At 55.6% G+C, this 24438-nt stretch carries 23 protein-coding genes; 8 read left to right on the forward strand and 15 right to left on the reverse strand.

The window, feature by feature from the left end; genetic code table 11:
- Positions 1-290: 290 nt before the first annotated feature.
- From QWT68_RS09005 to QWT68_RS09015, 3 genes are all read left to right on the forward strand, one after another.
- Positions 291-1514 carry a polysaccharide deacetylase family protein gene (locus QWT68_RS09005; RefSeq protein WP_179860785.1) on the forward strand — a complete coding sequence of 408 codons (1224 nt, stop codon included), beginning with the start codon at positions 291-293 and terminating at the stop codon, positions 1512-1514.
- Positions 1515-1661: 147 nt separating this feature from the next.
- A complete protein-coding gene (locus QWT68_RS09010; RefSeq protein WP_052461858.1) occupies positions 1662-2417 on the forward strand; it encodes a YflT domain-containing protein in 756 nt (251 codons plus the stop codon).
- A 297-nt stretch (positions 2418-2714) separates the two neighbouring features.
- Positions 2715-3623, forward strand: a complete 909-nt coding sequence (locus QWT68_RS09015) for a methyl-accepting chemotaxis protein (RefSeq protein ID WP_290147965.1) — start codon at positions 2715-2717, stop codon at positions 3621-3623.
- Between the two features lie 17 nt (positions 3624-3640).
- Here QWT68_RS09015 and QWT68_RS09020 read toward each other — a convergent pair whose 3' ends face one another.
- Positions 3641-5458 (reverse strand): cation:proton antiporter, encoded by a 1818-nt coding sequence (locus QWT68_RS09020; RefSeq protein ID WP_290147967.1) that lies wholly within the window; start codon positions 5456-5458, stop codon positions 3641-3643.
- Between the two features lie 277 nt (positions 5459-5735).
- Here QWT68_RS09020 and QWT68_RS09025 point away from each other — a divergent pair, with 277 nt between their 5' ends.
- Both QWT68_RS09025 and glpK read left to right on the forward strand, forming a co-directional pair.
- Positions 5736-7151 (forward strand): YsnF/AvaK domain-containing protein, encoded by a 1416-nt coding sequence (locus QWT68_RS09025; RefSeq protein ID WP_290147968.1) that lies wholly within the window; start codon positions 5736-5738, stop codon positions 7149-7151.
- 148 nt (positions 7152-7299) lie between these two features.
- On the forward strand, positions 7300-8793 hold the full coding sequence (gene glpK, locus QWT68_RS09030) for a glycerol kinase GlpK (RefSeq protein WP_431312204.1): 1494 nt from the start codon (positions 7300-7302) through the stop codon (positions 8791-8793).
- 478 nt (positions 8794-9271) lie between these two features.
- Here glpK and QWT68_RS09035 read toward each other — a convergent pair whose 3' ends face one another.
- Entirely contained in the window at positions 9272-10180 is a 909-nt protein-coding gene (locus tag QWT68_RS09035) for a diacylglycerol/lipid kinase family protein (RefSeq protein ID WP_040287349.1), read from the reverse strand.
- Positions 10181-10239: 59 nt separating this feature from the next.
- Positions 10240-10686 carry a DUF4385 domain-containing protein gene (locus QWT68_RS09040; protein WP_290147970.1) on the reverse strand — a complete coding sequence of 149 codons (447 nt, stop codon included), beginning with the start codon at positions 10684-10686 and terminating at the stop codon, positions 10240-10242.
- 171 nt (positions 10687-10857) lie between these two features.
- Between QWT68_RS09040 and QWT68_RS09045 the strand changes: the two genes are divergently transcribed.
- Entirely contained in the window at positions 10858-11379 is a 522-nt protein-coding gene (locus tag QWT68_RS09045) for a competence protein ComK (RefSeq protein WP_290147971.1), read from the forward strand.
- Between the two features lie 142 nt (positions 11380-11521).
- Positions 11522-11848 (forward strand): DUF378 domain-containing protein, encoded by a 327-nt coding sequence (locus QWT68_RS09050; protein WP_290147973.1) that lies wholly within the window; start codon positions 11522-11524, stop codon positions 11846-11848.
- Between the two features lie 70 nt (positions 11849-11918).
- On the opposite strand, the gene QWT68_RS09055 is transcribed toward QWT68_RS09050, so the two are convergent.
- From QWT68_RS09055 to QWT68_RS09075, 5 genes are all read right to left on the reverse strand, one after another.
- Positions 11919-12989 (reverse strand): DUF871 domain-containing protein, encoded by a 1071-nt coding sequence (locus QWT68_RS09055; RefSeq protein ID WP_290147974.1) that lies wholly within the window; start codon positions 12987-12989, stop codon positions 11919-11921.
- An 87-nt stretch (positions 12990-13076) separates the two neighbouring features.
- The gene (locus QWT68_RS09060) at positions 13077-14456 is read right to left on the reverse strand and encodes a PTS transporter subunit EIIC (protein WP_290147975.1); all 1380 of its coding nucleotides are present in this window, start codon (positions 14454-14456) and stop codon (positions 13077-13079) included.
- Positions 14457-14510: 54 nt separating this feature from the next.
- A complete protein-coding gene (gene murQ / locus QWT68_RS09065) occupies positions 14511-15404 on the reverse strand; it encodes an N-acetylmuramic acid 6-phosphate etherase (RefSeq protein WP_290147977.1) in 894 nt (297 codons plus the stop codon).
- Positions 15405-15516: 112 nt separating this feature from the next.
- Positions 15517-16356, reverse strand: a complete 840-nt coding sequence (locus tag QWT68_RS09070; RefSeq protein WP_040287356.1) for a MurR/RpiR family transcriptional regulator — start codon at positions 16354-16356, stop codon at positions 15517-15519.
- A 158-nt stretch (positions 16357-16514) separates the two neighbouring features.
- On the reverse strand, positions 16515-16733 hold the full coding sequence (locus tag QWT68_RS09075) for a hypothetical protein (protein WP_290147979.1): 219 nt from the start codon (positions 16731-16733) through the stop codon (positions 16515-16517).
- A 537-nt stretch (positions 16734-17270) separates the two neighbouring features.
- On the opposite strand from QWT68_RS09075, the gene QWT68_RS09080 reads away from it, so the two are divergent.
- Complete coding sequence (locus QWT68_RS09080) at positions 17271-17534, forward strand: excalibur calcium-binding domain-containing protein (protein ID WP_040287358.1); 264 nt, start codon at positions 17271-17273, stop codon at positions 17532-17534.
- Positions 17535-17580: 46 nt separating this feature from the next.
- Here the strand turns inward: QWT68_RS09080 and QWT68_RS09085 are convergent, their stop codons facing one another.
- The 7 genes from QWT68_RS09085 to QWT68_RS09115 all read right to left on the reverse strand — a co-directional run bounded on the left by QWT68_RS09085 (position 17581) and on the right by QWT68_RS09115 (position 24207).
- A complete protein-coding gene (locus QWT68_RS09085; RefSeq protein ID WP_040287359.1) occupies positions 17581-18081 on the reverse strand; it encodes a DUF1648 domain-containing protein in 501 nt (166 codons plus the stop codon).
- Positions 18082-18156: 75 nt separating this feature from the next.
- Positions 18157-18762, reverse strand: a complete 606-nt coding sequence (locus QWT68_RS09090) for a response regulator transcription factor (protein ID WP_040287360.1) — start codon at positions 18760-18762, stop codon at positions 18157-18159.
- Positions 18759-19874 (reverse strand): sensor histidine kinase, encoded by a 1116-nt coding sequence (locus QWT68_RS09095; RefSeq protein WP_040287361.1) that lies wholly within the window; start codon positions 19872-19874, stop codon positions 18759-18761. Before QWT68_RS09095 ends, QWT68_RS09090 begins: the two co-directional genes overlap by 4 nt.
- 3 nt (positions 19875-19877) lie before the next feature.
- Positions 19878-20615, reverse strand: a complete 738-nt coding sequence (locus tag QWT68_RS09100) for an ABC transporter permease (protein ID WP_040287362.1) — start codon at positions 20613-20615, stop codon at positions 19878-19880.
- Positions 20616-21503: an ABC transporter ATP-binding protein gene (locus QWT68_RS09105; RefSeq protein ID WP_290147981.1), complete on the reverse strand. Its 888-nt coding sequence runs from the start codon at positions 21501-21503 to the stop codon at positions 20616-20618.
- 467 nt (positions 21504-21970) lie between these two features.
- Positions 21971-23197, reverse strand: coding sequence for a DUF819 family protein (locus QWT68_RS09110; protein ID WP_040287364.1), 1227 nt, complete (start codon positions 23195-23197; stop codon positions 21971-21973).
- Complete coding sequence (locus tag QWT68_RS09115; RefSeq protein ID WP_290147984.1) at positions 23194-24207, reverse strand: dipeptidase; 1014 nt, start codon at positions 24205-24207, stop codon at positions 23194-23196. The genes QWT68_RS09110 and QWT68_RS09115 overlap by 4 nt, the downstream gene beginning before the upstream one ends.
- Positions 24208-24438: the final 231 nt, after the last annotated feature.

A 24438-nucleotide genomic window follows, 5' to 3' on the forward strand; every position in this document is an offset into this window, starting at 1 on the left:
GTACCCCGCATACGTAATAGTTGGCAGTTGAATGCTGTAATTTGTCTTGCAGCCGCGCCGCAGACGGGCTTTTATCCCTATACAGACGATCCAACAATCTGACAAGAAGTATACCATAGGAGCGCCTCCGTCAGGTATCGGTTCCCGGGTTTTTCCTGTCTGTACTATCTCAAGAATTTTTTCCGGCCTATTTTCTAATTACATCCAAAACAATGAAACTATTGTGGTACACTGAATGATAGTCGTATTATGAAATATTTAGCAGAAATATAGGAAAAGGAATGTTGCATGTGTCTAAGAAGAAATACCGGACGCTCCTTGCAGCCGGTCTGTTCACCGCACTTTGTTCCCTCGCTGCCTCACCTGGAGCGGCTGCCGCTTCATCGGAAGTCACACTATCGAAAGCCTCGGGTGCCTACACTATAGAAGGAGAGGCGCTGACAGGCACAGCGACCTTCATGGCGGGCGTCCCGTATGAGCTGGCCGGACAGGACGACCGGTATACATATCTCGTCTTCGGCAATGACAAGCTCGCTGTGCCGTCATCGGTCATCGCATCGACGGCTGTAAAAAAAGGCGCTTCCCTGCCGAAGGGCCGTAAAACAATGATCACCCAGAAGCGGGTGTCCGTGGCAAGCGCCCTGAAAGGCGGTTTCCGGCTCGGCTATGTCAATCCGGGACAGCGGCTGCCGGTGATCGGAGAGACAAAAACCCATATCGCCGTGAACTTCGGCGGCAGCAAAGGATTCATCCCGAAAAGCACGGTCAAAGCGGATCCGGGAATACCGGTCCTCATGTACCATCATATAGTCGAGAAGCGTGCCGCCACGCCATTTGCCCACAACAATATGGTGATCGACTATGCCCCGTTCCTGCAGCAGATGAATTACCTGAAGCAGAACGGCTGGAAAACCATTGCGCCGGAAGACTTGGACAACTGGCTCATGCTGCGGAAGAACCTGACGGACAAAACCGTTCTGCTGACGTTCGATGACGGACTGCTGTCGCTTCAGAAATACGCATATCCTGTCCTGTCGGAGAATGGGTTCCAGGCGACTTCGTTCCTCATCACGTCACGCATCAAGCAGCAGGCGCAGCCGTGGGATGATCAGGCATTCCAGTACTTCGGTCTGAAGGAAATCCGGGAAACAGCGGATGTGTTTTCATTTCAGCATCATACGCATGGCATGCACCTCCGAAGACCCGGCACACGGGAGCCATACCTGACGTCTTCAAGTGCTGCGGATATCAAAGCCGACATCGAACTCGGCCGGTTCCAAGTCTCGAAGGCCTGGAATATGCAGGATCCGAACATCCGGTACCTTGCTTATCCATTCGGCCAGTTCAACACCGAGAGCAAACAGGCGATCGCAGCTTCCGGCATCCGGATGGCCTTCACAACGAATCCGGGGAATGTGAAGCTCGGCGACAACCGGTACGAGCTGAAACGCCAGGGCATCTCCCCTGTCCACTCACTGAAAGACTTCGAAAAGAAACTGTATGGCGCTTACTGACAGCGTTGACGGCAGCAGGAATCCATTCCCTGCTGCCGTTTCGTATGTCTGATCCGAATATCAGGTGAACGGGGCTTCCAGGTTTCCCGCAGTCCCGCCGAGGGTATTCTGTCAGTACACAAGTAATCTGACAGGAGGCATCACATAATGGAAAACGGCAAACGGTTCATCGGCATGTATGAAACAGAAGAGGAACTGCTCTCTGCGGTGCAGGAACTGAAGACGAAAGGGTATGATGACCGGGACATCTATGTCGTGGCCAAACGGGAAGATGATGTGAAAATGCTGCAGCGGCGGACAGACGCGGAGATCGAGACGACCCACGAATCATGGCTGGACAAATTCATGGACTTCATGACCGGTGAAGACCGGGTCCGCAGCCTTCTGGATGATCTCGGGTTCAGTGATAACGAGCGTGCCGGATTCTATCAGGATGTCAATGACGGCCATATGCTGCTCCTCGTCGAAGAACAGCACATCCACGGAGACGGCCAGCATCAGGAGATGGAAACAGCAGAGGGATTGGCATCCTTGGAAAGTGAACCGGATCGCAGCCAGGACACATGGGTCGCACCGCCGGGAGACGGCGTAAGCCGTCCGCCTGAACAGCCGGCGTTCGGTGAGACAGCAGCAGATACGGACGGAGGGCCCGATAATCCGGAAAAGGATTGGGGTCTGCGGCCGCCGGAATACAGTTCAGCCGCTGATGATACAATCACGAACGGTGCGGAGATCACGGACCTGACCGGCGAACTCGGGTTGGATCCGGAACAGGAACGCCGCCGGCAGGAGTTCCAAAACCAAGTGAACCGGAATGACGGACATGAAGAAGAAGGCTTGGCTGAACAGCCGATGCGCGGAGACTTTTTCTACGAACGGGATGAAAAACCCGGCACGAAGTGAAGACCGGATAACAACACAGGACTTGCCGAACATGGCAGGTCCTGTTTTTGTTTCGTTTTAAGAAAGCCGGGTATATAGATTGTTAGGTCGAGCATGAGACTTTTGACTTGTATCCAATGTCACATGATCATCTTATATCCATTTTCCCCAATGCAACGTAAATCATACAGGGATAATATGCATGGAAATCTTATAAATCCAAGGACTCGGAAAGTATTTCTACTTTCCGACTAGGTCATATGGTAGAATGATTGGAAGATTATCCATCGAATACAACATCAGGCAGGAGGAAATTCATTGAACGCCACAGCTGAACACGTTTCTGACGAGTTAGTCGTCAACGCCCTCGAGGAGAACCTCGCCATCATCCGTTTCGATACGGACCGCCGGGTCGCCTATGTCAACGAAAAGTTCGCGTCCGCAGTCGGCTACCGGCCGGAAGAGATGATCGGCATGCACCACCAGCGGCTCTGTTTCCCGGAGTATGCTGCGAGTGCTGCGTATGAAGAATTATGGAGGAACCTGATGAAAGGGAGCGCCTCATCAGGAAAGATCAGGCGGAAGGCGAAAGACGGAAGTGCCGTCTGGCTCGAAGCGACTTATATGCCGATTTTCGCAACTGACGGGCGGACCGTCCTCGGAGTGACCAAAGTGGCGACCAACGTGACGAAGCGGCAGCAGCTGTCCGTCGAAGTCGTCTCCGAGCTGAAAGAGATGGCGGAAGCATTGACCGACAAAGCCGAAGCAGGCCGTGCGAGCAATGAAAACCTCCTGAAGCGGATCGCCGCCATTTCCGAAGTGTCCCAGGAGAACACGTCCACACTGGCACTTCTCCAGAAATACTCCGAAAACATCCAAGGAATTGTCAAAACGATCCGGGCCATCGCTGCACAGACGAACCTGCTTGCCCTGAATGCCGCCATCGAAGCGGCACGTGCCGGCGAACACGGCAGAGGCTTCGACGTCGTCGCGAAGGAAGTCCGCAAGCTCTCTTCCAATGTCGAAGCGTCCATCGTCGAAGTCCGTGACGGGATCGAAGCGATGACGAAAGAAGTCGCCCACATCAGTGACGGGACAAAGAATGCCCAGTCCCATATAGATGACTGCAAGAAGGAAGTGGAGGACGTGATCTCGGAATTCCTCAACCTTGCCAACTCGGCCTCGGAACTCGAGAAACAATCCGGACGTGTTGCCGACATTGTGTGAAAAAAGGAGCCAGCCGCTTAGACGGGCTGCTCCTTTTTCTGTTTCGGCATAAGGACGGCAAGCCGGTCGCTCTCGTCCAGACTGATCCGCTTGCTGAGTGTGACAAAATCCACGGCGGAATTTTTCTTCACGATGAACAGCGGAATCACCTGTTCAGGCAGCTTCGCCCTCCACTCCTCGTCCTCGCTCAGTTCCCCGACCGGCACTTCGCCGATCTCGAACGTCGTATTGATTTTCCTGTTCAGTTCGGAGAATGTCGCATCTTCCTTGAACAGCAGATGTGCTTTCAAGGAGATCGGCAGTTCGGAATCGTTCATTTGATGATGCTGTGCCACAGGCAGTGAAAACGTATTGTTGAACCCGAACTCCGGCGCGAACGATTGGGAGATGAGCGCATTATACGAAGCATCCCCCGTCAGCGAAAGGATTGTGCTGTATGGTGTCATATCGACGCCGAACCTCGCCTGCTCTGACAGGATCTGCCCTTCGAACGTTTCGACCCCTTTGGCGGCGGCCAGGTTCAGCCGGCCCTGCGACGGGTCCATGACCAGTACAGGGATTCCCATCTTTTTCAGCTGGGCACCGAGTGCGGCTGAAAAACTGCTTGCGCCGACCATCAGGATCCCCGGTGGTGCGCTGCTCGCTAACCGCAACCGCTTCGCCAGCGGTCCAATGGTGAATCCATGCACACACACCGTAATGATGACAAGCGCAAATGTCAGTGCCGTCAGCAGACTTGCTTCTTCATATCCATCTTCGACAAGAATGCTTGAAAAGTACCCAGCCACAGTCAATGCAACGATTCCGCGCGGTGCAATCCAGCCGATCAGCAGTTTCTCGTTTCGCTCGAGTTCCGTCCCGACCGTCGAAATCCAGATGGACAGCGGCCGGACAACAAACAGCGTGACCAGTACGAATGCAAAGATCGGCCACGTGAACATCTGAGCGATCGTCTCCCGCGGAAGTGACGCTGTCAGCAGGATGAAAACGGTCGATGTCAGCATGACGGATACGTTTTCGACAAAATGTCCGAGATTCCCGATGGATGAAACGTATTGCTTGGAACGGCCGATCACGAGTCCCATCACCGTCACCGCAAGCATCCCCGTCTCATGCATGATCACTTCCGCAAGCATGAAGCAGAGCAGGACGAACGCGAGGACGATCGGTGATTTCAGATATTCCGGGAACTGCCCTTTCGTTGCCATGATACTGATCAGCAGGCCGCTGGCCAGTCCGAGCAGCACCGCGAGGAAGGCACCGCCGAAGAAGCTCAGCAGGCTGCTCATCGTCAGATTGTCATTGCTCAGCACTTTGATGACTTCATAGGCGAACAGGGCAAGGAGCGGCCCGGCAGGATCGACGATGATCCCTTCCCACTTCAGAACCGCAGCCGTCCGTGACTTCAATTTGGCATTCCGCAGAAGCGGTATGATGACAGTCGGTCCTGTGACGACAAACAGCCCGCCGATGATGAAAGCGATCTCCCATTGAAGGCCAGCGAAGAAATGGGCTGCGACGGATCCGAGGATCCATGCGAGGAATGCACCGATCGTGACAATCCGGAACACCGACTTCGAAATCCCCTTGATTTCGCGGATATCGAGATTCGAGCTGCCTTCAAACAGGATGACAGCAACCGCCAGCGAGATGAGCGGTCCATATAGGTCTCCGAGGGCCGCCTTCGGAATGATCAGCCCGAAGACCGGCCCGATCAGCAGACCTGCAATCGACATGATCACGATGGACGGCCATTGGATCCGCCACGCGAGCCACTGTGAAAAGATGCCGAGCGCAAGCACGGCCACCACACTGATCAGCGCAAGATTTTCCATAGTTCCACTCCCTAACTCATAAACTGTTCTGCCAGTCTTACAGATGTGTGACAAGTGTACCAAACTGGAAGCCCCGTGCCTACTTGGAAATGCGTGTCCGGCGCGTGGACTTACAGCCGGCTTGCAGAATACCCGGCTGCCCGGAATTTCCCATGACAGAACTGTTTCAATTTCATTTCCGTTTCTATATCAGGTTTTCAATCTCTCAACCCCGGGTATCTATTTCCTAACGCATCATTTTAATAAAATCATAAAACATCAGAGGAGGAAGTTGAAAATGAATGACGATAAGCGATTTGTAGGGACATTTCACAATGAAGAAGAATTGTACGCAAAAATCCAGGAACTGAAAGCATCAGGGACACCTGACGACAATATCTATGTAATTGCTAAAAACGATGATTCGGTCCGAATGGTGCAGAAACGGACGGATGCGGAAGTGAAGACGACAGATGAGTCATGGGTGGATAAGTTCATGAACTTCATGACAGGCGAAGACCATGTCCATCATCTGTTCGATGATCTCGGCCTTTCGGAAGCGGAGAAAGAACGTTATACAAAAGATATCCACGACGGCGGGCTCGTGCTCTATGTCGATGAAGGCGAAGCGGGGGATCTGTACCGCGGGAATACGGACCGGTACAGTGCCGGTGCAGATACAGCGCCGGATCCGAACCTTGGCGCGAACTCGCTCACAGCAGATGAAGCAGCGGCGGCCGTCCCGCCTGAGACGGCTGCAATGGCTGACCCCGGCATGACGGACGCCGCAATGACGGATTCCTCGATTGCCGGCGGAGATCTGACAGGCCCGGCCTATGGTGCAGCCGACCGGGATACAACGGCTGATGCTTCGATGCGCCGTTCAGCCAGACACGCGAATAATACAACCGGCGGATTGGATAACCGGACAGGCATGGCGGCGTCCGACGTCAACAACGAAGCGCATCTGCATGGAGATTATGATCATACGGAGGATAGCCGCGGAAACACCGTAAACACGGAACGGCTGCGCAGCGGCAGCGGCGCCTATGACCGCACGACCGAAGAGGTGCCGGAAACAATGGATCTGCATGAGGAGCGTCTGGAAGTCGACAAGCAGACCGTCAAGAAAGGCGAAGTGGAGCTGGAAAAGAACGTCAGCCAGCGGAACGTGTCGACTGATATCCCCGTCGAGCATGAAGAAGTGACGATCGAGCGCCGCCCTGTCAGCCAGGATGCGTTCAGAGCTGACGAAACAGGTACACAGCAATCGGCATCGTTCGACGACCAGACGATCCGCGTGCCTGTCACTGAAGAAAAAGTCGAAGTGACAAAAAAACCGGTCGTCACCGAGGAGATCGTCATCAACAAGAAAACCATCACGGATACGGAGCATGTCGATGAAACGCTGCGCCGTGAAGATGTCGAGGTCAATCGCCGCGGTGAGACGGGGTCCGTTAATGTCGATGGAGACCTGGGTCGCCGTACGGAGACAGGTTCCTTGAGCGGCAGCGGAATGCGCGACGAACGTTCGGGGCTTTCCGATACAGCTGCTCCCGGTTTCGGTCAGACACATGAACCGAAAGAGACATTCCCTGTGAAAGAGGAAGAGGCCGCTATTGAAGAGGAAGAATACCGCAGAAAGCTGGAGCAATCCGATGTGGACGAAGAAGTGCACGGAATCGATCCGGACCTGAATAATCGCAGATCATAAGTGTCCCATTGGAACAACAGGGCTGACAGACCGCATGAAGCGATGCCTTCATGCGGTTTTTTCATTGAATCCTCCGACACGGGGTGTGCTACACTGAACACATGTAGCTGCATAAGAATTGGAAGACGGAAGATAGGAGGAATTCATGATGAGCGAACAATATATGCTTGCACTCGACCAGGGGACGACCAGCTCGCGGGCAATCCTGTTCAATCAGGATGGTGAAGCTGTCTATACAGCCCAGCAGGAATTCAAGCAATATTTCCCGAAGACGGGCTGGGTTGAACATAATGCGGTTGAAATCTGGAGTTCCATCCTGTCCGTCATCGCGGGTGTTTTATCCGAAAAGAATCTCTCCCCCGATCAAATTGCCGGTATCGGCATCACGAACCAGCGGGAAACGACCGTCGTCTGGGATAAGGAGACCGGCAATCCGATCTGCAATGCAATCGTCTGGCAATCCCGGCAGACATCGGATATTTGTGAAGACCTGAAAGCCGGCGGGCATTCGGAACTGATCCGCGACAAGACCGGACTGCTCATCGATCCTTATTTCTCCGGCACGAAAGTGAAATGGATCCTCGATCATGTGGAAGGAGCACGTGCGCGCGCAGAACGCGGCGAGCTGCTGTTCGGCACGATCGATACATGGCTCGTCTGGAAACTGTCCGGCGGCGCTGCGCATATCACCGACTATTCGAATGCGTCCCGGACAATGATGTACAACATCCATGAGCTGGAGTGGGATGACGAACTGCTGGCGCTGCTTGACGTCCCCCGCCGGATGCTGCCTGAAGTCCGGCCATCCTCGGAAATCTATGCACACACCGAACCGAGCCGGTTCTTCGGCCGCGCTGTTCCGATTGCCGGCATTGCGGGCGATCAGCAGGCCGCCCTGTTCGGTCAGGCCTGCTTCGATAAGGGCATGGTGAAAAACACATACGGAACAGGCTGCTTCATGCTCATGAACACCGGTGAGGAAGCCGTCCACTCAGAGCACGGTCTGCTGACGACGATTGCCTGGGGACTTGACGGAAAGGTCGAGTATGCATTGGAGGGCAGCATCTTTGTCGCCGGCTCCGCTATCCAATGGCTGCGGGACGGTCTGCGGATGATCCGGACGGCCGAGCAGAGCGAAGCGTATGCCGCACGGGTGACGTCATCGGATGGTGTCTATGTCGTTCCCGCCTTCGTCGGTCTCGGGACACCCCATTGGGACAGCGGCGTGCGGGGGGCTGTGTTCGGACTGACCCGCGGGACGGCGAAAGAGCACTTCATCCGTGCGACGCTCGAGTCGCTTGCGTACCAGACGAAAGATGTGCTGGATGCGATGGAGGCGGATTCGGGGATTTCCTTGAAGTCGCTTCGTGTCGATGGCGGCGCGGTGGCGAACGATTTCCTGATGCAATTCCAGGCCGACTTGCTCGATGTGCCGGTCGAACGGCCGTCCATCAGGGAAACGACCGCTCTCGGAGCCGCCTATCTTGCCGGACTGGCGGTCGGCTTCTGGGAAGACTGTTCGCAGATCCAGGAACGCTGGCTGCGGGACGAACAATTCACGCCTCAGATGGATGCTCCGGAACGCGATGCACTGTATGGCGGCTGGCAGAAGGCCGTGAAGGCCGCACAGCTGTTCAGATAACAAAAAGACACACAGGCCGCTGGCGGCTTTGTGTGTCTTTTGTAGTTATCAGGATTGTGATAGGCACCCGGCTCTGCCGCCCGTTGGATATGTGAAGTTATGAGCGCTTCGGCAGCATTTATGAGCGGGAATTTGATTTTATGATCACTTTGGCCGGTTTATGAGCGGTATCCTCGATTTATGATCACTTTGGCCGGTTTATGAGCGGTATCCTCGATTTATGATCACTTTGGCCGGTTTATGAGCGGAATTGCAAATTTATGATCACTTTCCAGCAGTTTATGAGCGCTGGCGGTTCCAGTGCTCCGAAGCGGCATAGAACTCCTTCGCCGCGGCCCCGTTGCCCGGCGTATATGTGAAGTTATGAGCGCTTCGTTGTCATTTATGAGCATTCCTGTTTATGATCACTTTCACAGTTTCATGAGCAAAATCCCCGTTTCGTGGATCGTTTCCCTGCCCTTCTCACCAGCCGCGACAGTCATTCTTCCGCCATGTCGGTCTCAGGGACGAGGAGCCGGAGATGACCCGGCAAGACTTGTATCTCCCCCGTCAATTCTTCGTACAGTTCTCCATCCATATCGGCGAGCTGCTGGCCGGCCGCCTGGATTTTCAGCTGCTTCACCCTGACGTACTCAATTGTGTCCAGATCGGCATTGTCGGTGTCTTCGTTCCGCAAGGACATCAGTTCACGCAGCGTGGCCAGGTTTGTGTTCCGGAAGATGAGCAGGTCCAGCTCACCATCGAACGGCGTGATGCCGGCGATCGGGATCGGCGTTGTCGCGAGCGACGAACCGTTCAGTACGAAAATCGCGATCGCCTCTCCGATCAGCCGTTCCCCGTCGGCAACGATTTCGAACGGGAACGATTCCGCCTCTTTCAGTGTCCGCAGCGTGCTCGTCATGTAACTGAGCGGCCCGAAATTCCGTTTCGTGCCGGAGTCCACGTTCTTCGACGTGGCGGCGGCCAGGCCGATCCCCCAGAAGTTGATGAAGTGCCGGCTTCCGGCCCGTCCGACATCCGTTTCGACTATTTTTCCGCCTGTGAGTGATTCTGCAGCTTCCTCCAAGTCCTGCGGCATGCCGATTGTACGGGAGAAGTCATTCGACGTGCCGCCCGGCAGGACGGCGAGCAGCGGCCGTTCGTCCAGCTGTGCGATAACGTCGATGCAGTGATGGACAGTTCCATCGCCGCCCATGATGACGAACAGGTCGTATTTTCCGGCCTGTCTGCACAATGCCTGCGACTCCTCCTCGTTCTCGGGGCGGGCGATCGTCAGCCGTTTCGCCATGTTGGACAGCGACGGCACGACATCCGTCAGCCTGTGTTCCGTACGCTCTGCACCTGAGTTGTCATTGACCAGCAGCATTGCATGCTGAAACGTGTACATACTTCCTCCTCCTTTTTCCGTTTCCTGTAATTCGGGAACGGCTGCCTGCGGGGCCGCTTTCACCCATACTTCCGCTGATGCTCTTTCTTCCTGCGGAGATAATCCTCATCCGCCCGGATGGCATCCCAGCGTTCCTTGAAGATAGCAGCTGAAGCAGCCTTCTCCGGATCTTCCTGACGCGGCTTTACAGTGCCGTCCTCGTTATACTTCCGACCACCCTTGTAGTTGGTATAGCGGCGGGCCCGCGTATACCCCATCTGGATGAACTTGCGGGCCATGTCCATCCCGACAAAATCATCGTCCTTCCTGTACTCTTCGAACAGCTCGGAGATTTTATCCGCCGACTCTTCGGCGATCTCCGGCGTCTTGAACCGCCAATACGGCAGGATTTCACTTTTATACGGTTCCACGAGCAGGACGCCCTGTTCCCCTTTTCCGACCCGGTACAGTTCGGGGTGCTGGCGCAAGTCCAGTTCCTTATAATCCAGTTCATAATCGAACGGCATCACGGGCAGACTCCTTCCAATTCGTTTATTTCTTGAATTACCCGCTGTTCCAGCACCTGAAACGGCGTGACAGAGCGCTACTTGGCGACAGACAGGCAGCTCCGCTGTCGAAAACTGTCGATAACATCTCCCGTCCGATCGAGCCGGAACTTGTATAATGGAATCATCGACTTGCAGAAGGGAATGACCCGCATGCTTTGTGACAGTTACATGCTCGACAGTCAGGCATTAGCACTGACCGGATATTCCGATGACCTTGGGAACCGATCGATGATTCTGACGATGCACGGGACATACATTTCCAGACAGGCGCCTGTGGAACTGCTGAAACAGGCCTGCCTTGCGGGCGGTTCAGCGAAAACCGCCCGCAAACGCGAAGCCGCCGCCATATTGAAGTCACGGCAGAAACTTCCGTTCATCCTTACTGACGGGATCGGCGTGTTCCCCACAAGCTCTTCCCGCCACTCAACATGCGTCTGGGTGTTCAATCACTTCTTCACGCCTTCGTTCCGGGAGAAAAAGAAGACCCTCCTTACATTTTCATCCGGTCTTTCAATAGAAGTGCCGGCGTCCATACATACGATCCATCAACAGGCCGGCCGCCTGCACATGCTGCTGCTCCGTGCAGAAGAGGAACGCCTTGAGGCCAATTTACGCAGACTGCCCCATCCGCCCGGCCGCTTTTTACGGTAACCGGCAGTCAGCAGGACGGTTCTTCATCCAGGTTCTGCATTTCCCTTCATTCCATGCATGAAATCCAGGATTCGGCAAATAGTAAGGGTGGATCGTTTTCCGGAAACGGAAATAATCCCACTATGCTAAAGGAGATGACCCCATGCGGATTGTTACACGGATTGCATTGGCACTTGTCATTATCGGCGCATTGAACTGGGGGATGATCGGCCTCTTCCAATTCGATTTGGTCGCGACATTGTTCGGCGGTCAGGATGCCGTGCTGGCACGTATCGTCTACACATTGGTCGGCCTCAGCGGCATCGTCTGTATCGGCTTGCTCTTTGAAACCGATGATGCGGCAGATACCGGCTCCGAGTACACATCGTACACACGTCCCGATTTCAATACGGAATTCGGGGAGGAACCGGACTTTTCAGATCCTCGTACAAAGACTGAAAAGAAGACGGACGACGACACTATGCTGTAAACGGACACCGCCCGGTCATCTGTATCTGACCGGGCGGTGTTTGACTTGGAGGTTTCATTTGTAAATATGATCATTGCCAGATGATGCGGAACTTCTGGCTGCCGCCGATATACTTGAGCAGCGGCAGATCCTCTTCAACGACACGGCCAAGGACATTGACACGTTCGTCCTGCTGCAGATCCCGTTTCGTCACTTGCAGCTCCCCCTGATAGCGCATGTAGCGCTCGTTGTCGACGGTGATGGAGCCTGTGGATCGGTCTGTGCAGTTACGGACAGGGACGTTGAGGCCGGATGCCATCGCTGCGTGACGGGATTCGGTCGAGCGGATGACATCCCGGGCGCTGTCCGGGCGGTTCGTATGGACGGTCTCCGCACGGTTCAGTGCTTCCCCGTCAGCTTCTGCCGCCTTGTCGGCACGCAGCGGAATGATGCCTTCCCCATAAGCCGCAAATTGGGCAAGGGATGCCCCGCTCAGTGATGGGTCGCCGATCAGCACCTTATCCGTCCCTGTATCCCGCAAGAGCTCCAGGCAGGCAGCAAATGGAGACGATCTGCGGTGTTTTTCGAGTGTCGGCAATGTTTCGAACAAGGGTCCCCGCAGCGCACCGTCGCCCGGGGCGAACGCCATCACCGTCAGACCTTCTTTGTGCAGCCAGTCATTGCGCTGCGTGAATTCCTCTTTGCCAAGAGCCGTTTCGGGACGCGGATAAAAATTATGCCATGCCTCCGCTGCCTCCAGGTTCAGACCAGCTGCCTTCATGGCCGCAATTTCATCATGTGTGACGGTGCTGGCATTCACCGCAACGCGCATCGTCTGCGAAAGTGCTGCAATCGTTTCAGGCGCGATCCCGTAATCGAGCCGGAGTCCGCTGATGCCCCATTCCGTCAGCTGGTCCGCCTGTTCGAACGACAGACCGAGATTTCCGAGAGCGGTCGGGCTGACATCCACCATCAGTTCCATGCCGAGTCCACGCGCGAGCGCACCGAGCTGCCGGACTTCCTCCTTATAGGCCGATGCGTCGTTCTCCGGTACATGAAGCGATGTGAAAATCGAGCGGAATCCCGCTGCCTGCATCGCGCGGAGCCGCTCTTCGTGTATGTGAAATGGTTCTGTACCAAGATAGACTGAACATCCGATCATGAGTAACCCCTCCGATAAATTCATTTTACGGTGTAAACAAAGGAAGCACTCATCTCCCGATTGGCGGAAGATGAGTGCTCTGTTCATTTAAATATCGCGTGCCATTTCCTCTTTGAAGCCGAACAAGTACGTGAACAGGAATCCGCCGCCATATGCGATCAGCAATCCAAGGAAGTAGAACAGGTACTTGCCGTCGTCAATTAGCGGAATGAGTGAGATACCAGAGACCCCGATACCTGTCGCCGCTGTGTGCATGACCGCCTGGAATGCACCGCCGAGCGCGGCTCCCATACAGGCCGTAATGAACGGACGGCCGAGCGGCAGGGTGACCCCGTACAGCAGCGGCTCCCCGATTCCGAGGAATCCGACCGGCAACGCACCTTTGATGATGTTGCGGAGACGGCGGTTTTTCGTTTTCACGAAAATCGCCATCGCGGCACCGACCTGACCGGCACCTGCCATTGCAAGGATCGTCAGCAATGCTGTGTTGCCGTAGGTGTTAATAAGCTCCAAGTGGATCGGCGTCAGACCATGGTGCAGGCCGACCATGACGAGCGGCAGGAAGAATCCTGCAAGTACAGCACCGGCCACGACTCCGCCGACATCCAATACAGACGTCAGGCCTTTTGTGATCCCGTCTGCGAGCAGGCCGGCGACCGGCACGACTGCATACAGCGAGAAGAATCCGACCACAAGAACCGTAATCAGCGGTGTAAAGATGATATCGACGGCTGCCGGCATGATTTTCCGGACATTCTTCTCAACGAATGTCATGAGCCATGCGGCAAAGATGACGCCGAACAGTCCGCCGCGCCCGACGACAAGCGGTTCACCGTAAATCGTGATTTCAGCAAGGAACGGGTTGAAGAGGAACATCCCGGCAATCGCCCCGAGTACGGGCGTTCCGCCGAACTCCTTCGCCGTGTTCCAGCCGACGATGACTGCCAAGTATGTGAAGACGGACGTACCGAGAAGCAGAAGGATCTGCATCCATGTCTGGTCAGGGTTGACGCCTGCGTTCTTCGCGAAGTTCGCGGCCCCGTTGATGATCCCTGATGCAACCAGTCCCGGGATCAGCGGGATGAAGATGTTACCGATCCGCCGCAGGAAGTTCTTGAACGGGGTCCGGTTCTTCTCTTTTCGGCGTTCGCGGTCGACCGCCGCGCGCTCTTCGAATGTCAGGCTGTCGTATTCCGGCTCGGATTCTTCTCCGATGCCGAGCCCCGTGATCTGGCTCATTTCGTCGGCCACCCGGTTGACTGTGCCCGGTCCGATGACGACCTGCAATGTTTCATCGACGACCACCCCCATGACGCCGTCGACTTTCTTCAGTGCTGCGATGTCGGCTTTGCCGTCGTCTTTCAGTGTCAGCCGCAGCCGTGTCATACAATGGGCGATCTTGCGGATGTTATCCCTTCCGCCGACATGCTCCAGAATTCCATTGGCCATTTGCTGTTCTTTTCTCATCCTTGCACCCTCCCTCTTTCTCCCTTTATGGTATGTACGGTCAGCCACCGGGAATTATGACCGGGCTGCCGCCTTTCTCACAAATCCGCCGGCAGCTTCAATACGTTCAGCCGCTTCCTCTTTCGTGCAGTCGAGCAGGATCATGATGACCGCTGTCTTCACATGGTGACCGGAAGCCTCGTAAGCCTGTGCGGCAGTTTCTTCATCTGCCCCGGTCGCTTCCATGATGATCCGTATGGAACGGACCTGAAGTTTTTCATTGGTCGCCTGCACATCGATCATCAGGTTCTCGTACGCCTTCCCGATGCCGATCATCGCGGCTGTCGAGATCATGTTGAGCACCATTTTTTGGGCACTGCCCGCTTTCAGTCGTGTGGACCCGGTCAGCACTTCCGCACCGGTCGGCAGTTCGATCGCGATGTCTGCATAGCGGCTGATCTCCGCGTCCTCGTTATTGCTGATGCTGATTGTATGAGCAGCTGTCTTGCGCGCATACTGGAGAGCGCCGATAACATACGGCGTCCGGCCGCTTGCCGCGATGCCGATGACGGTATCATTGCCGTTCAGCCCGATCTCCTTCAGGTCCTGGACGCCAAGTTCCGGATCGTCTTCGGCTCCTTCGACCGCTTTCGTAAACGCTTTCAATCCCCCGGCGATCAAACCGACCACCATATCCGGTGAAACCCCGAATGTCGGGACGCACTCGACAGCGTCCAAAATGCCGAGCCGGCCGCTCGTTCCTGCACCGATATAGATGAGCCGTCCGCCTTTCTGGAAGGAATCCGTGACAGCCTCGACAGTTTTCGTGATAACATCGATTTTGTTATGTATGATCTGTGTGACGGAGGCGTCCTCCCGGTTCATCGCCTGCAGCACGTCAGCCACGGACATTTCATCCAGCTGCATCGTCAGTGGATTCCGTTTTTCCGTGCCGAGTTTCTCAAGCATCCGATCACTCCTCTTCATGCGTTTTCTGACTCTATTGTACGCACGAAGGAAATTACAAGTCAATAGAATATCTAAAATATATGAAACTAAGTTTCACTTTATGCAAAAATGATTATCTTCTCAACTTCACCGCTTGTTCCCTGGCATTCTGGTACTGATCGAGAATCGACTCGCCCATCTGGTTGACGAGACTGATGTAGAGCGCATCGATGACTGTCAGTTGTGTCATACGGGAAGTGATGCTGCCGACACGGAAATCCTTCTCGACATTCGGCGTCGCGAGCTGGATATCGGATTCCTTGCACAGCGGCGACTTATTGAGATTCGTGATGGCGATCAAAACTGCTTTCTGCTGTTTTGCGAACCGTGCCAGTTCGACGACATCTTTCGTCTCACCGGACATGCTGATGGCGACGAATACATCATTTTCACTCAGGAACGGAATGATGGACAGCATATAATGGAAGTCTGCATGATATTCGACCTGATAGCCCAGTTTCGCGAACTTGAATTGTGCATCCATTGCAGCGACAGCCGAACCGCCGACGCCATAAAACAGGATCCTGCGTGCTTTCTGCAGTGTGTTGACAGCGCGTTCCAGCTCCTTCTTCTCGATGGACGCAAGCAGCAGGTCGATCGCCCCCCGGTTGACGTGGACGACTTTCTGGAACAGTTCGTACGGCGAGTCTTTTTTCTGGGTGATGGAAAAGTCCGTGATGTATTCTTCCGTGTTGACGAGTTCCTGGGCAAGCAGGATCTTGAACGCTTTGAAACTGCTGATGCCGACGGATTTCGTGAACCGGACGACTGATGCCTCACTGACATCCGCTTTCGCGGCCAGTTCCTTCGTCGTCATCGTCGGGATGAGTTCTGCGTGGTTCAGCACATACTCGGCGATTTTTCGCTCCGTTTTTGAAAACCGGCTCAGCTGCCTTCTGATTTGTCCAAGCATGTTTTCATCTCCTTCCAGTCAGGTGGGTTTCATCCATTATGAAGCAAGCCCGCCGTGTTTGACAATGTGTATTTTGGCGGCTGCTCATGTGGCCGGCTTTCCCGCTTTCGTCCCAGAGGTCTTCAGCGGTGCACCGGCGGCCTGCCAGGCGGTTTGTGTCAGACAACCGACACTTGGGAGGAGGAACCGGCCGGGCTGCGCGGGGTATCGGACATTTCGTGCGATGTATCGGACACTTGGCGCGCGGTATCGGACACTTCGGTGGACGTATCGGACAGTTGGCGCAGAGTATCGGACACTTCGCCGAATTTATCGGCATCCAGGCACAATTCCAGGGCCTGGCTTGTGCTCGCGCTACTCGTTTTCTTTAGGGTCATTTTGGCCGCGGCGGCTTGCCAGGTCCATGGATCTTCCCTGCCGCGCTGAAAAGGGACAAGCCAGCACGCGCTCGGGGGTATATCGGACATTTCGCGCGATGTATCGGACACTGGGCGTGCGGTATCGGACACTTCGCCGGAAGTATCGGACAGTTGGCGCAAGGTATCGGACATTTCGCCGAATTAATCGGCATCCGGATACAATTCAAGGGCCTGGCTTGTGCTCGCGCTGCTCGTTTTCTGTGGTATCATTTTGGCCGCGGCGGCTGGCCAGGTCCATGGATCTTCCCTGCCGCGCTGAAAAGGGACAAGCCAGCACGCGCTCGGGGGGTATCGGACAGATCGCGCGAAGTATCGGACACTTGGCGTGCGGTATCGGACAGATCACCGAAAGTATCGGACACTTCGTGCAGGGTATCGGACACTTCGCCGAATTTATCGGCATCCGGGCACAATTGGACGCAAAAAAAAGCTTTCCGTCAATTGCCTGTTATTGTATACTGATGAAAAATCCTCTAACAGAATGGAGCACTCCCGATGAAACGTACAATCGCCTTTATTTCCGCCGCTGTCCTGGCCCTTGGTGTCGCGCTGGTTCCTGTTCAGCCTGCCGACGCAGCCCCCGCCAAATTCCAGAACTGCAAAATGCTGAACAAGACGTACAAAGGCGGCGTGGCGAGGGATGCCAAAGTCCGCAACAAAGGCGGCAAGACGAGATATGCACCGACTGTCAATGCAGCCCTTTATAACGCCAATAGCAAGATGGACCGTGACAAAGACGGCATCGCGTGCGAACGCTGATCCGGATTGAAAAAGAAGCATGCCCCATGACGGGACATGCTTCTTTTCACTTTATGCGCACCTGCTTCACTATACCGAAAACTGTCACTGCCAGCATCAGACCGATGATCGTGCCGGTCGCCCAGATGCCGAGCCCGGCGGATTTGCCGAGCGGCACCCGGACTATGTCGAGCTGGATTTGTGCGAACAGCACGAGGGTCAGATTCTTGATGCGGTTGAGCAGCGTCCGGCTCGCCGTATAGAGCCGCTCTGCGTTTTCCTCTGTCACAGGCTTCAGATAATTATGCCATTCCGGATGTCGCTCGAGAAATCCGAGCAGTGCGAACAGGCCGATCCCGAGAAGCGGCATGAGCATCAGGATCCATTTTGATCCATACCCGTCCGCCTCGCCCGCCCCGTTGAAATGGATCGGCACATTCTCCGGCAGCTGCGGCCACATGACAATAGAATAGATGATCGATCCAGCGAACAGCACGAGTCCGACCGCATCACACATACGATCCAGCACCGTTTTTTCCGTTTCAACCGCAATCGGATTCTTTTGCATGCGGACCGCCCCCCTTTCCTGTCACTTCCTGATGACTGTTCTACGGCCGGTCTCACGAAAAGTTTCACAAAACAGTCAATCCAGCCATCCTTTCTTCCGGCAGATCGAAAGCGCCTCGACTTTGTTCTTCGCCCCGACTTTCTGCAGGATGTCCGACAAATAATTGCGGACTGTCCCGGGTGACAAAAACAGGTCGGCGCCGATCTCTTTCGCCGTCTTCCCTTTCGCTGTGAGCTCCAGCACTTCCCGTTCCCGTCCGGTCAGCGGGCTCGTGTCCGCAAACTGTCCCATCACGAGTTCCGATGCATACTCCCGTTTACCGTCCATCACTTTGCGGATGGCTCCGGCCAATTCATCGACCGAGCCGTCTTTCAGCAGGTAGCCCCGGACGTCCGCAGCGAGCGCCCGCTCAAAATAGCCGGGCCGCGCGAATGTCGTCAGCATCACAACTTTGCAGTCCAGCCCTTTTGCTTTCAATGAATCCGCGACTTCCAGCCCGCTCATCTGCGGCATCTCGATATCGAGCAGGCAAATATCCGGCTGCAGCGTTTCAATCAGATGGAGCGCTTCTCTGCCATCCCCGGCTTCCCCGACGACACTGAAGTCCTCCTCGAATCCGAGAAGCGTGCCGAGCGCGCCGCGTAATATGCTCTGGTCTTCCGCTATGACTAATCGGATCATACGGTTCCCATCCCTTCTGCAGTGACTGGCAGCGGTACATGCAGGGCAAACTGCATACCTCCGCAGTCCGTCACAGCCATCGTCCCTTCGATGAGCGCCAGACGCTCCCGCATGCCCGCCAGTCCGTTGCCCCACTGCGCGCCGTCCATCCCAATGCCGTTATCGATGATCCGTACGGCGATTCCTCTTTCATCCTGAGCCATCGACACCGTACACGCATCTGCGCCGCTGTGCCGGACGATATTGGTCGCCGCTTCACGCAGGCACATCGCGAGGATGTTCTGCTTGAGCGGCGGCAGGTCCGGCAGTCCGGCTTCCTGTTCGATCTCCAATCGGATCCCGGCGGCCCCGAGCAGCTCCTCCATGGCGGCCAACTCACTGCCGATCGTGCCGCCGCGCATATCGGTGACAAGCTCCCTCACCTGCGTCAGCGCCGCGCGCGACGTTTCCTCGATCCCCGCCGCTTCAGCCGAAACCCGTTCGGGATCCTGTTTCACCCGCTGGATGACCTGGCTTTTCAAGGTGATCAGCGACAGCGTGTGACCGAGCGTGTCATGCAGATCCCGCGCGATCCGTACGCGTTCCTCCTGCCGGCTCAGCTGCCGGATGCGTTCATTCGCCTCGTCAAGCTGTTCTTCGAGCTGCCCGCGGAGCATGTTGCCGCGGACCGCAATCGGCGTCAGCGCCATCACGACAACGAATGGCAGCATCGTCAAGTTCGCGGACGCCCCATATTCGGAAAAGAAGTAGAACGTGATGACCGCGAGCACTGCGCCGAATCCGGTGATCCCGATACGGAACAGCCGGTCATCCCGGATCCAGCCGATGAAGTTCGACACATAGAACGCAAGGAGGAGGTTGTACGGCTGATAACTGACTGACAAGAGCAGGATGACTGCCAGCTGTACAGCGGACCAGACGAGATGGCCCCGATCGGTTTCCGTCCAGTACGCCTTCCGGTAGGCAGCGAGAAAGACGAGCAGGCAGACAATGCCGGCCCCCCGTTTCCAGCCTGTTTCATTCAACACGGTAATGACAGGCAGCGTCAGATAGGCAAGGAATACATATGGAATCAAGCCGAACCGTTTCGGGAATAGTTCTATCGGTTTCATCGTCTAGACCGCCTCCTGCCTCCGTCTTCGCTGTATCGATAGTATCATGAAAAGTCCTGTATAGGCGATCAGCACCAAAATGCCGGACAATTCCGGCGCACGGCCCTCCGCGATCGACCAGGCACCGGCACCGTACTGATAGGATGGCAGCCAGCTGGTGATGAAGCGGAAGATAGCCGGCAGCTGCTCCGCCGGCATCCACAATCCGCCCGCGATGGCGAGCGCCAAATACAGCAGGTTGCCGATCCCTGAAGCGGTGTCGGCTTTTTCCATTGTTCCGAGCAGGGTGCCGAGCGTGAGGAAGGGCAGGGCCCCCAGCGCAATCCAGGCAGCTGCAGAGAGCCATTCCCCGATACTCATGGACACACCGTTCAGCAGGGCGCCGCTGACGAAAATGACCGTGATACTGAAGACATGGACAGCGGATTGCCCCGCCATTTTGGCGATGAAATAGACAGGTCCGGAGACAGGTGTCGTCTTGAGATAGACCGTCCATCCCTGGTTCCGTTCCTGGACGAGCCGGAGACCGAGCGTGATGATCGAACTGCCCATCACACTGAAAACGGCCATCGACATGAGGAAATGACGGGCCCACGCGGCCTGATCGCCGACGTCCTGAACCATGATCTTCGTATAAAGCGCATAGAAGAAGATCGGCATGAGAAGCGACCAGAAGACGAAGTAGCGGTTCCGGAACACGCGAAGTGCTTCAAGCCGGCATTCGTTCCATAAGGTCTTCACTCAGCCCGCCTCCTTCCGCATGGTCAATGCTGTGTATGCGTCTTCCAGCGTGCCCCGGCGGATGGTGAGCTCCCGCAGTTCCACGCCGTGCGCCAGCAGCTCGTTCAGCAGACGGTCGGCATCCGGTGTGAACAGGGTGACGAGCGGGCCGTCTGTCCGGACGTCCGTAACCGTCAGCTGTCCAAGGAGTTCATCCGTCAGTGAGCCCGCATGGCGGAAACTGATCTGCTGCACGCTCAGCTGCTGTTTCAGTTCGCTTGGCGGCACGTCGTATGTGAGCTCGCCGTCTTCCACAAGCAGGATGCGGGTGGCCGCCTGCTCCGCCTCCTCGATGTAATGTGTGGTGAACAGGACGGTCACCCCCTGCCCTGCGAGCCGTGAGACCGTTTCCCAAAACCGTCTTCGGGAAGGGGCATCCATCCCGACCGTCGGTTCATCCAGCACGAGCAGTTCCGGATTGCCGGCGAGGGCAAGCGCGAAATTGACACGCCGTTTCTGACCGCCGGATAACTTTTCTGTGCGCACACCGAGCAGCTCCTGTTCCAGGCCCGCGAGCTCCGCCAGTTCCTCAAGCGGCAGCGGATCGGCGTAGTACCCCCTCACCTGCTCGAGCACTTCACGGACGCTCACCAGATTGGGCACGCTCACTTCCTGCAGCATGACGCCTGTCTGTTCACGGACGGCGTGTGTCCCAGGCTGCCGTCCGAACACGGTTATCGTGCCGGCATCAGCTTTCTGCAGTCCGAGCAGCAGCCGGATCATCGTGCTCTTCCCCGCCCCGTTCGGTCCGAGCAGTGCCGCCACTTCACCTGCTTGGATGCCGAAACTGACATTGCTCACCGCGTCTTTCCGTTTGAAGGACTTTCCCACTTGGCGGAATTCAATCATGTCGATCACTCCCTTGACTTCATCGTACCGGATGCGGAAGAGCCGCGGCAGTCCATTCTGTCATCGATCCATATGACACTTGTCATATGATGCGGCCCCCGGTGGGTGATGATCGGGCGGAACTCTTGGAAAGTGATCATAAATCTCGGAAAGTGATCATAAATCTCGGATTCTGCTCATAAACCGCGGAAAGTGATCATAAACTCCGGTTTCCGCTCATAAACACGGGAAAGTGATCATAAAGGCGAAAAAATGATCATAACTTCACAATTACCGCGGCCGGCTGCCGGGCCCACCGCGCCCCGGGCCGCGCGAAAAGGGGGCAAGTCAAAAGACTAGCTTGCCGGCTCCGCTCCGCTTCGCATTTTATTCCGGAGACTGCGAAGGCGCTGCCCCTCGTTGGACACAAGCATGCTCCGTCCAATAAAAAAAACGCTCCTCCCGGAAGGAGAAGCGCAGTGTGTCCGTCAGATGATTGTGGAGAACCACAGCCCGAGCATGGTGCCGACATAGTTGCCGATGATGTAGCCAAGCGTGCCGACCACGAGGATCGGACCGATGAGGTCTTTCCAGCCTTTGGCGATCGCCAGCGCCGCCGCGGTTGTCGGACCGCCGATATTGGCATTGCTCGCAAGCAGGATGTCTTCGAGATTCGCTCTCATCAGCTTGCCGCCGATGAGTGACACGACCATGTTGATCATCACAATGATGAACACGAACAGGAGCAGCAGCGGCGCATTTTTGATGATGAACAGGATCGATGCCGGTATCCCGATCACGACGAAGAACAGGTAGATGAGGAATGTCCCGAGTTCCTGGCTGCCGTTGATTCGCTCGAAATAGCGCGGGAACAAGGCCAGCACGAGGAATGTAAGAGTCGTGAGCACCAGATACCGGTCGCCGAGGATGGCCTGGAAAACCGTCATGACCCCGGAATCCGCACCTTCTGCAGGAAACAGGCCATCGATGAAGTCTGCCAGTTTGAACGAAACGATGACAAGGAAAAATGCCGTGCCGACCGCCATCGCGATATCTTTCAATGAGATATCCTTCCGCTTCCAGAACCCTTCCGCGAGTGTCTTCCCTTCCTCCTGCCCTGCGCCGCTCTCCACCGCTTCGACATGCGGTGTCGTGTAGCGTTTGCGGAAAAAACCGATCGTCGGAATCAGCATGAGGATGACGAAATAGATGGCCATCATCAGATTATCCGCCACAACCGTCGCGGACACCATATCTTCGGGCGCATCGAATTTCGCTGTCATTGCCGCAAAGTTAACACCTCCACCGACGTACGAGGCGCTGATCATGCCCCCGATTTTATCCAGGTAGGGAATATGGTCTTTCAGCAGAAAGAAGCTGAGGATGGTTCCCGCCACCGTACCGATTGAACTGATCAGGAACAGAATGAGCAGCCGGCCGCTCTCCGTCCAGATCTTCTTGATGTTGACATGGAACAGAAGAAGCGGGATCGCAAGCGGAATGATGACCGCCCAGACCGCGTCATAGACCGGTGATTCCATCGGGATGATCTTGAAGTTGGACAAGGCGATCGCCCCGACGAGCGCAATGATGGCCCCCGACACTTTCGACGCCCAGCTGTAGCGCTGTTCCAGATAGATACTGACAGACGCCCAGACGACGATGATACCCCAGAGCGTCAGCGTGTCGTCAGGCTGAATCAATGTATTCGTCACAAGTTCCTCCTCCTTTCCTCCATCCTATGCAGGAAGCGCTCCGCATTCCTGAAACTGATCGCTTCGATCTCTTCTTCCGTAAAGCCGCGTTCCGCCATCCGTTTCAGAAGGGCCGGCACCTGTTTGACTGATGACAGGCCATCTGTATAGATATTCAAGTCATCGCCAAGCGGATGGACCTCCAGGAATTTGATGAAGTCAAAACCGAACGCCACATGGTCGATGCCTGCGACTTCTTTCAGATGGACTGCATGGTCGATGAACCGGTCGACAGTCGGCTCATCCGCATCGACAAATTCTCCGTATGCATTCAGCCCGATCAGGCCGCCGGTCCCCGCAATGGCGCGGATCTGGTCGTCCGTCAGGTTCCGTTCATGGTCACACAGGGCCCGGGCGTTGCTGTGGGAGGCGATCACGGGGCCGTCGACGGTTTCCATTACATCCCAGAAACTCATCTTATCCAGATGGGACACATCGACCATCACCCCTTTACTTGAAGATGCCGTGATCCATTGCTTCCCGAGTTCCGTGAGGCCGGCGGACTGCCGTGGATTCCAGGCGCCTGTGCCCGTCGCAAACGCATTGTGTTCGTTCCAGACAAGGATGGTATGCTGAATCTGCTGGTCCGTCACTTCATCCAGGAGTCCGGCAGCTGTCCCGCCGCTTTGCGCAAGCTCCTCCTCCGCGAATGTCACGCCCTCCAGGCCGAGGTAGATCTGGATCTTATCTTCCATACTGTTTGCAGAACGAGTATGTACGGAATGGAAAGGCTGGATGACTGCGTACTCCGATTCCGCCAAGTCCGCCATCACCGCCTCGGTCAATTCCCGGAATCGCTTGAGCGGACGGTCCTTGAACGCAGGTTCCACCCAAAAGACGCAGATGACAGATGAGACGCCGGCCCTCCGCAGAACAGGCGCATGCAGCCTATCGAACACACGGCGCTCCCCCGCCGCCCGCCGGAACGCGATATCCGTGAACAAATCCGAATGCAGATCAAACACTTTCATGTTGCTCTCCCCTTTCTTAAAAATTCCCACATATTAAACTATAAAAATACGCAGTTTGCATACAGTTGTCAAGGTGAGGGAAGGCTGTCCGCCTAAGGGAGGGGAAGAGTGATCGTAAGCTTCTGGTTTCGCTCATAAACTGCTGGAAAGTGATCATAAACTCGCGATTCCGCTCATAAACCGGTGAAAGTGATCATAAATCCGGGATTCCGCTCATAAACCCGTAAAAGT

Source organism: Sporosarcina trichiuri (assembly GCF_030406775.1).
Lineage (GTDB): Bacteria > Bacillota > Bacilli > Bacillales_A > Planococcaceae > Sporosarcina > Sporosarcina trichiuri.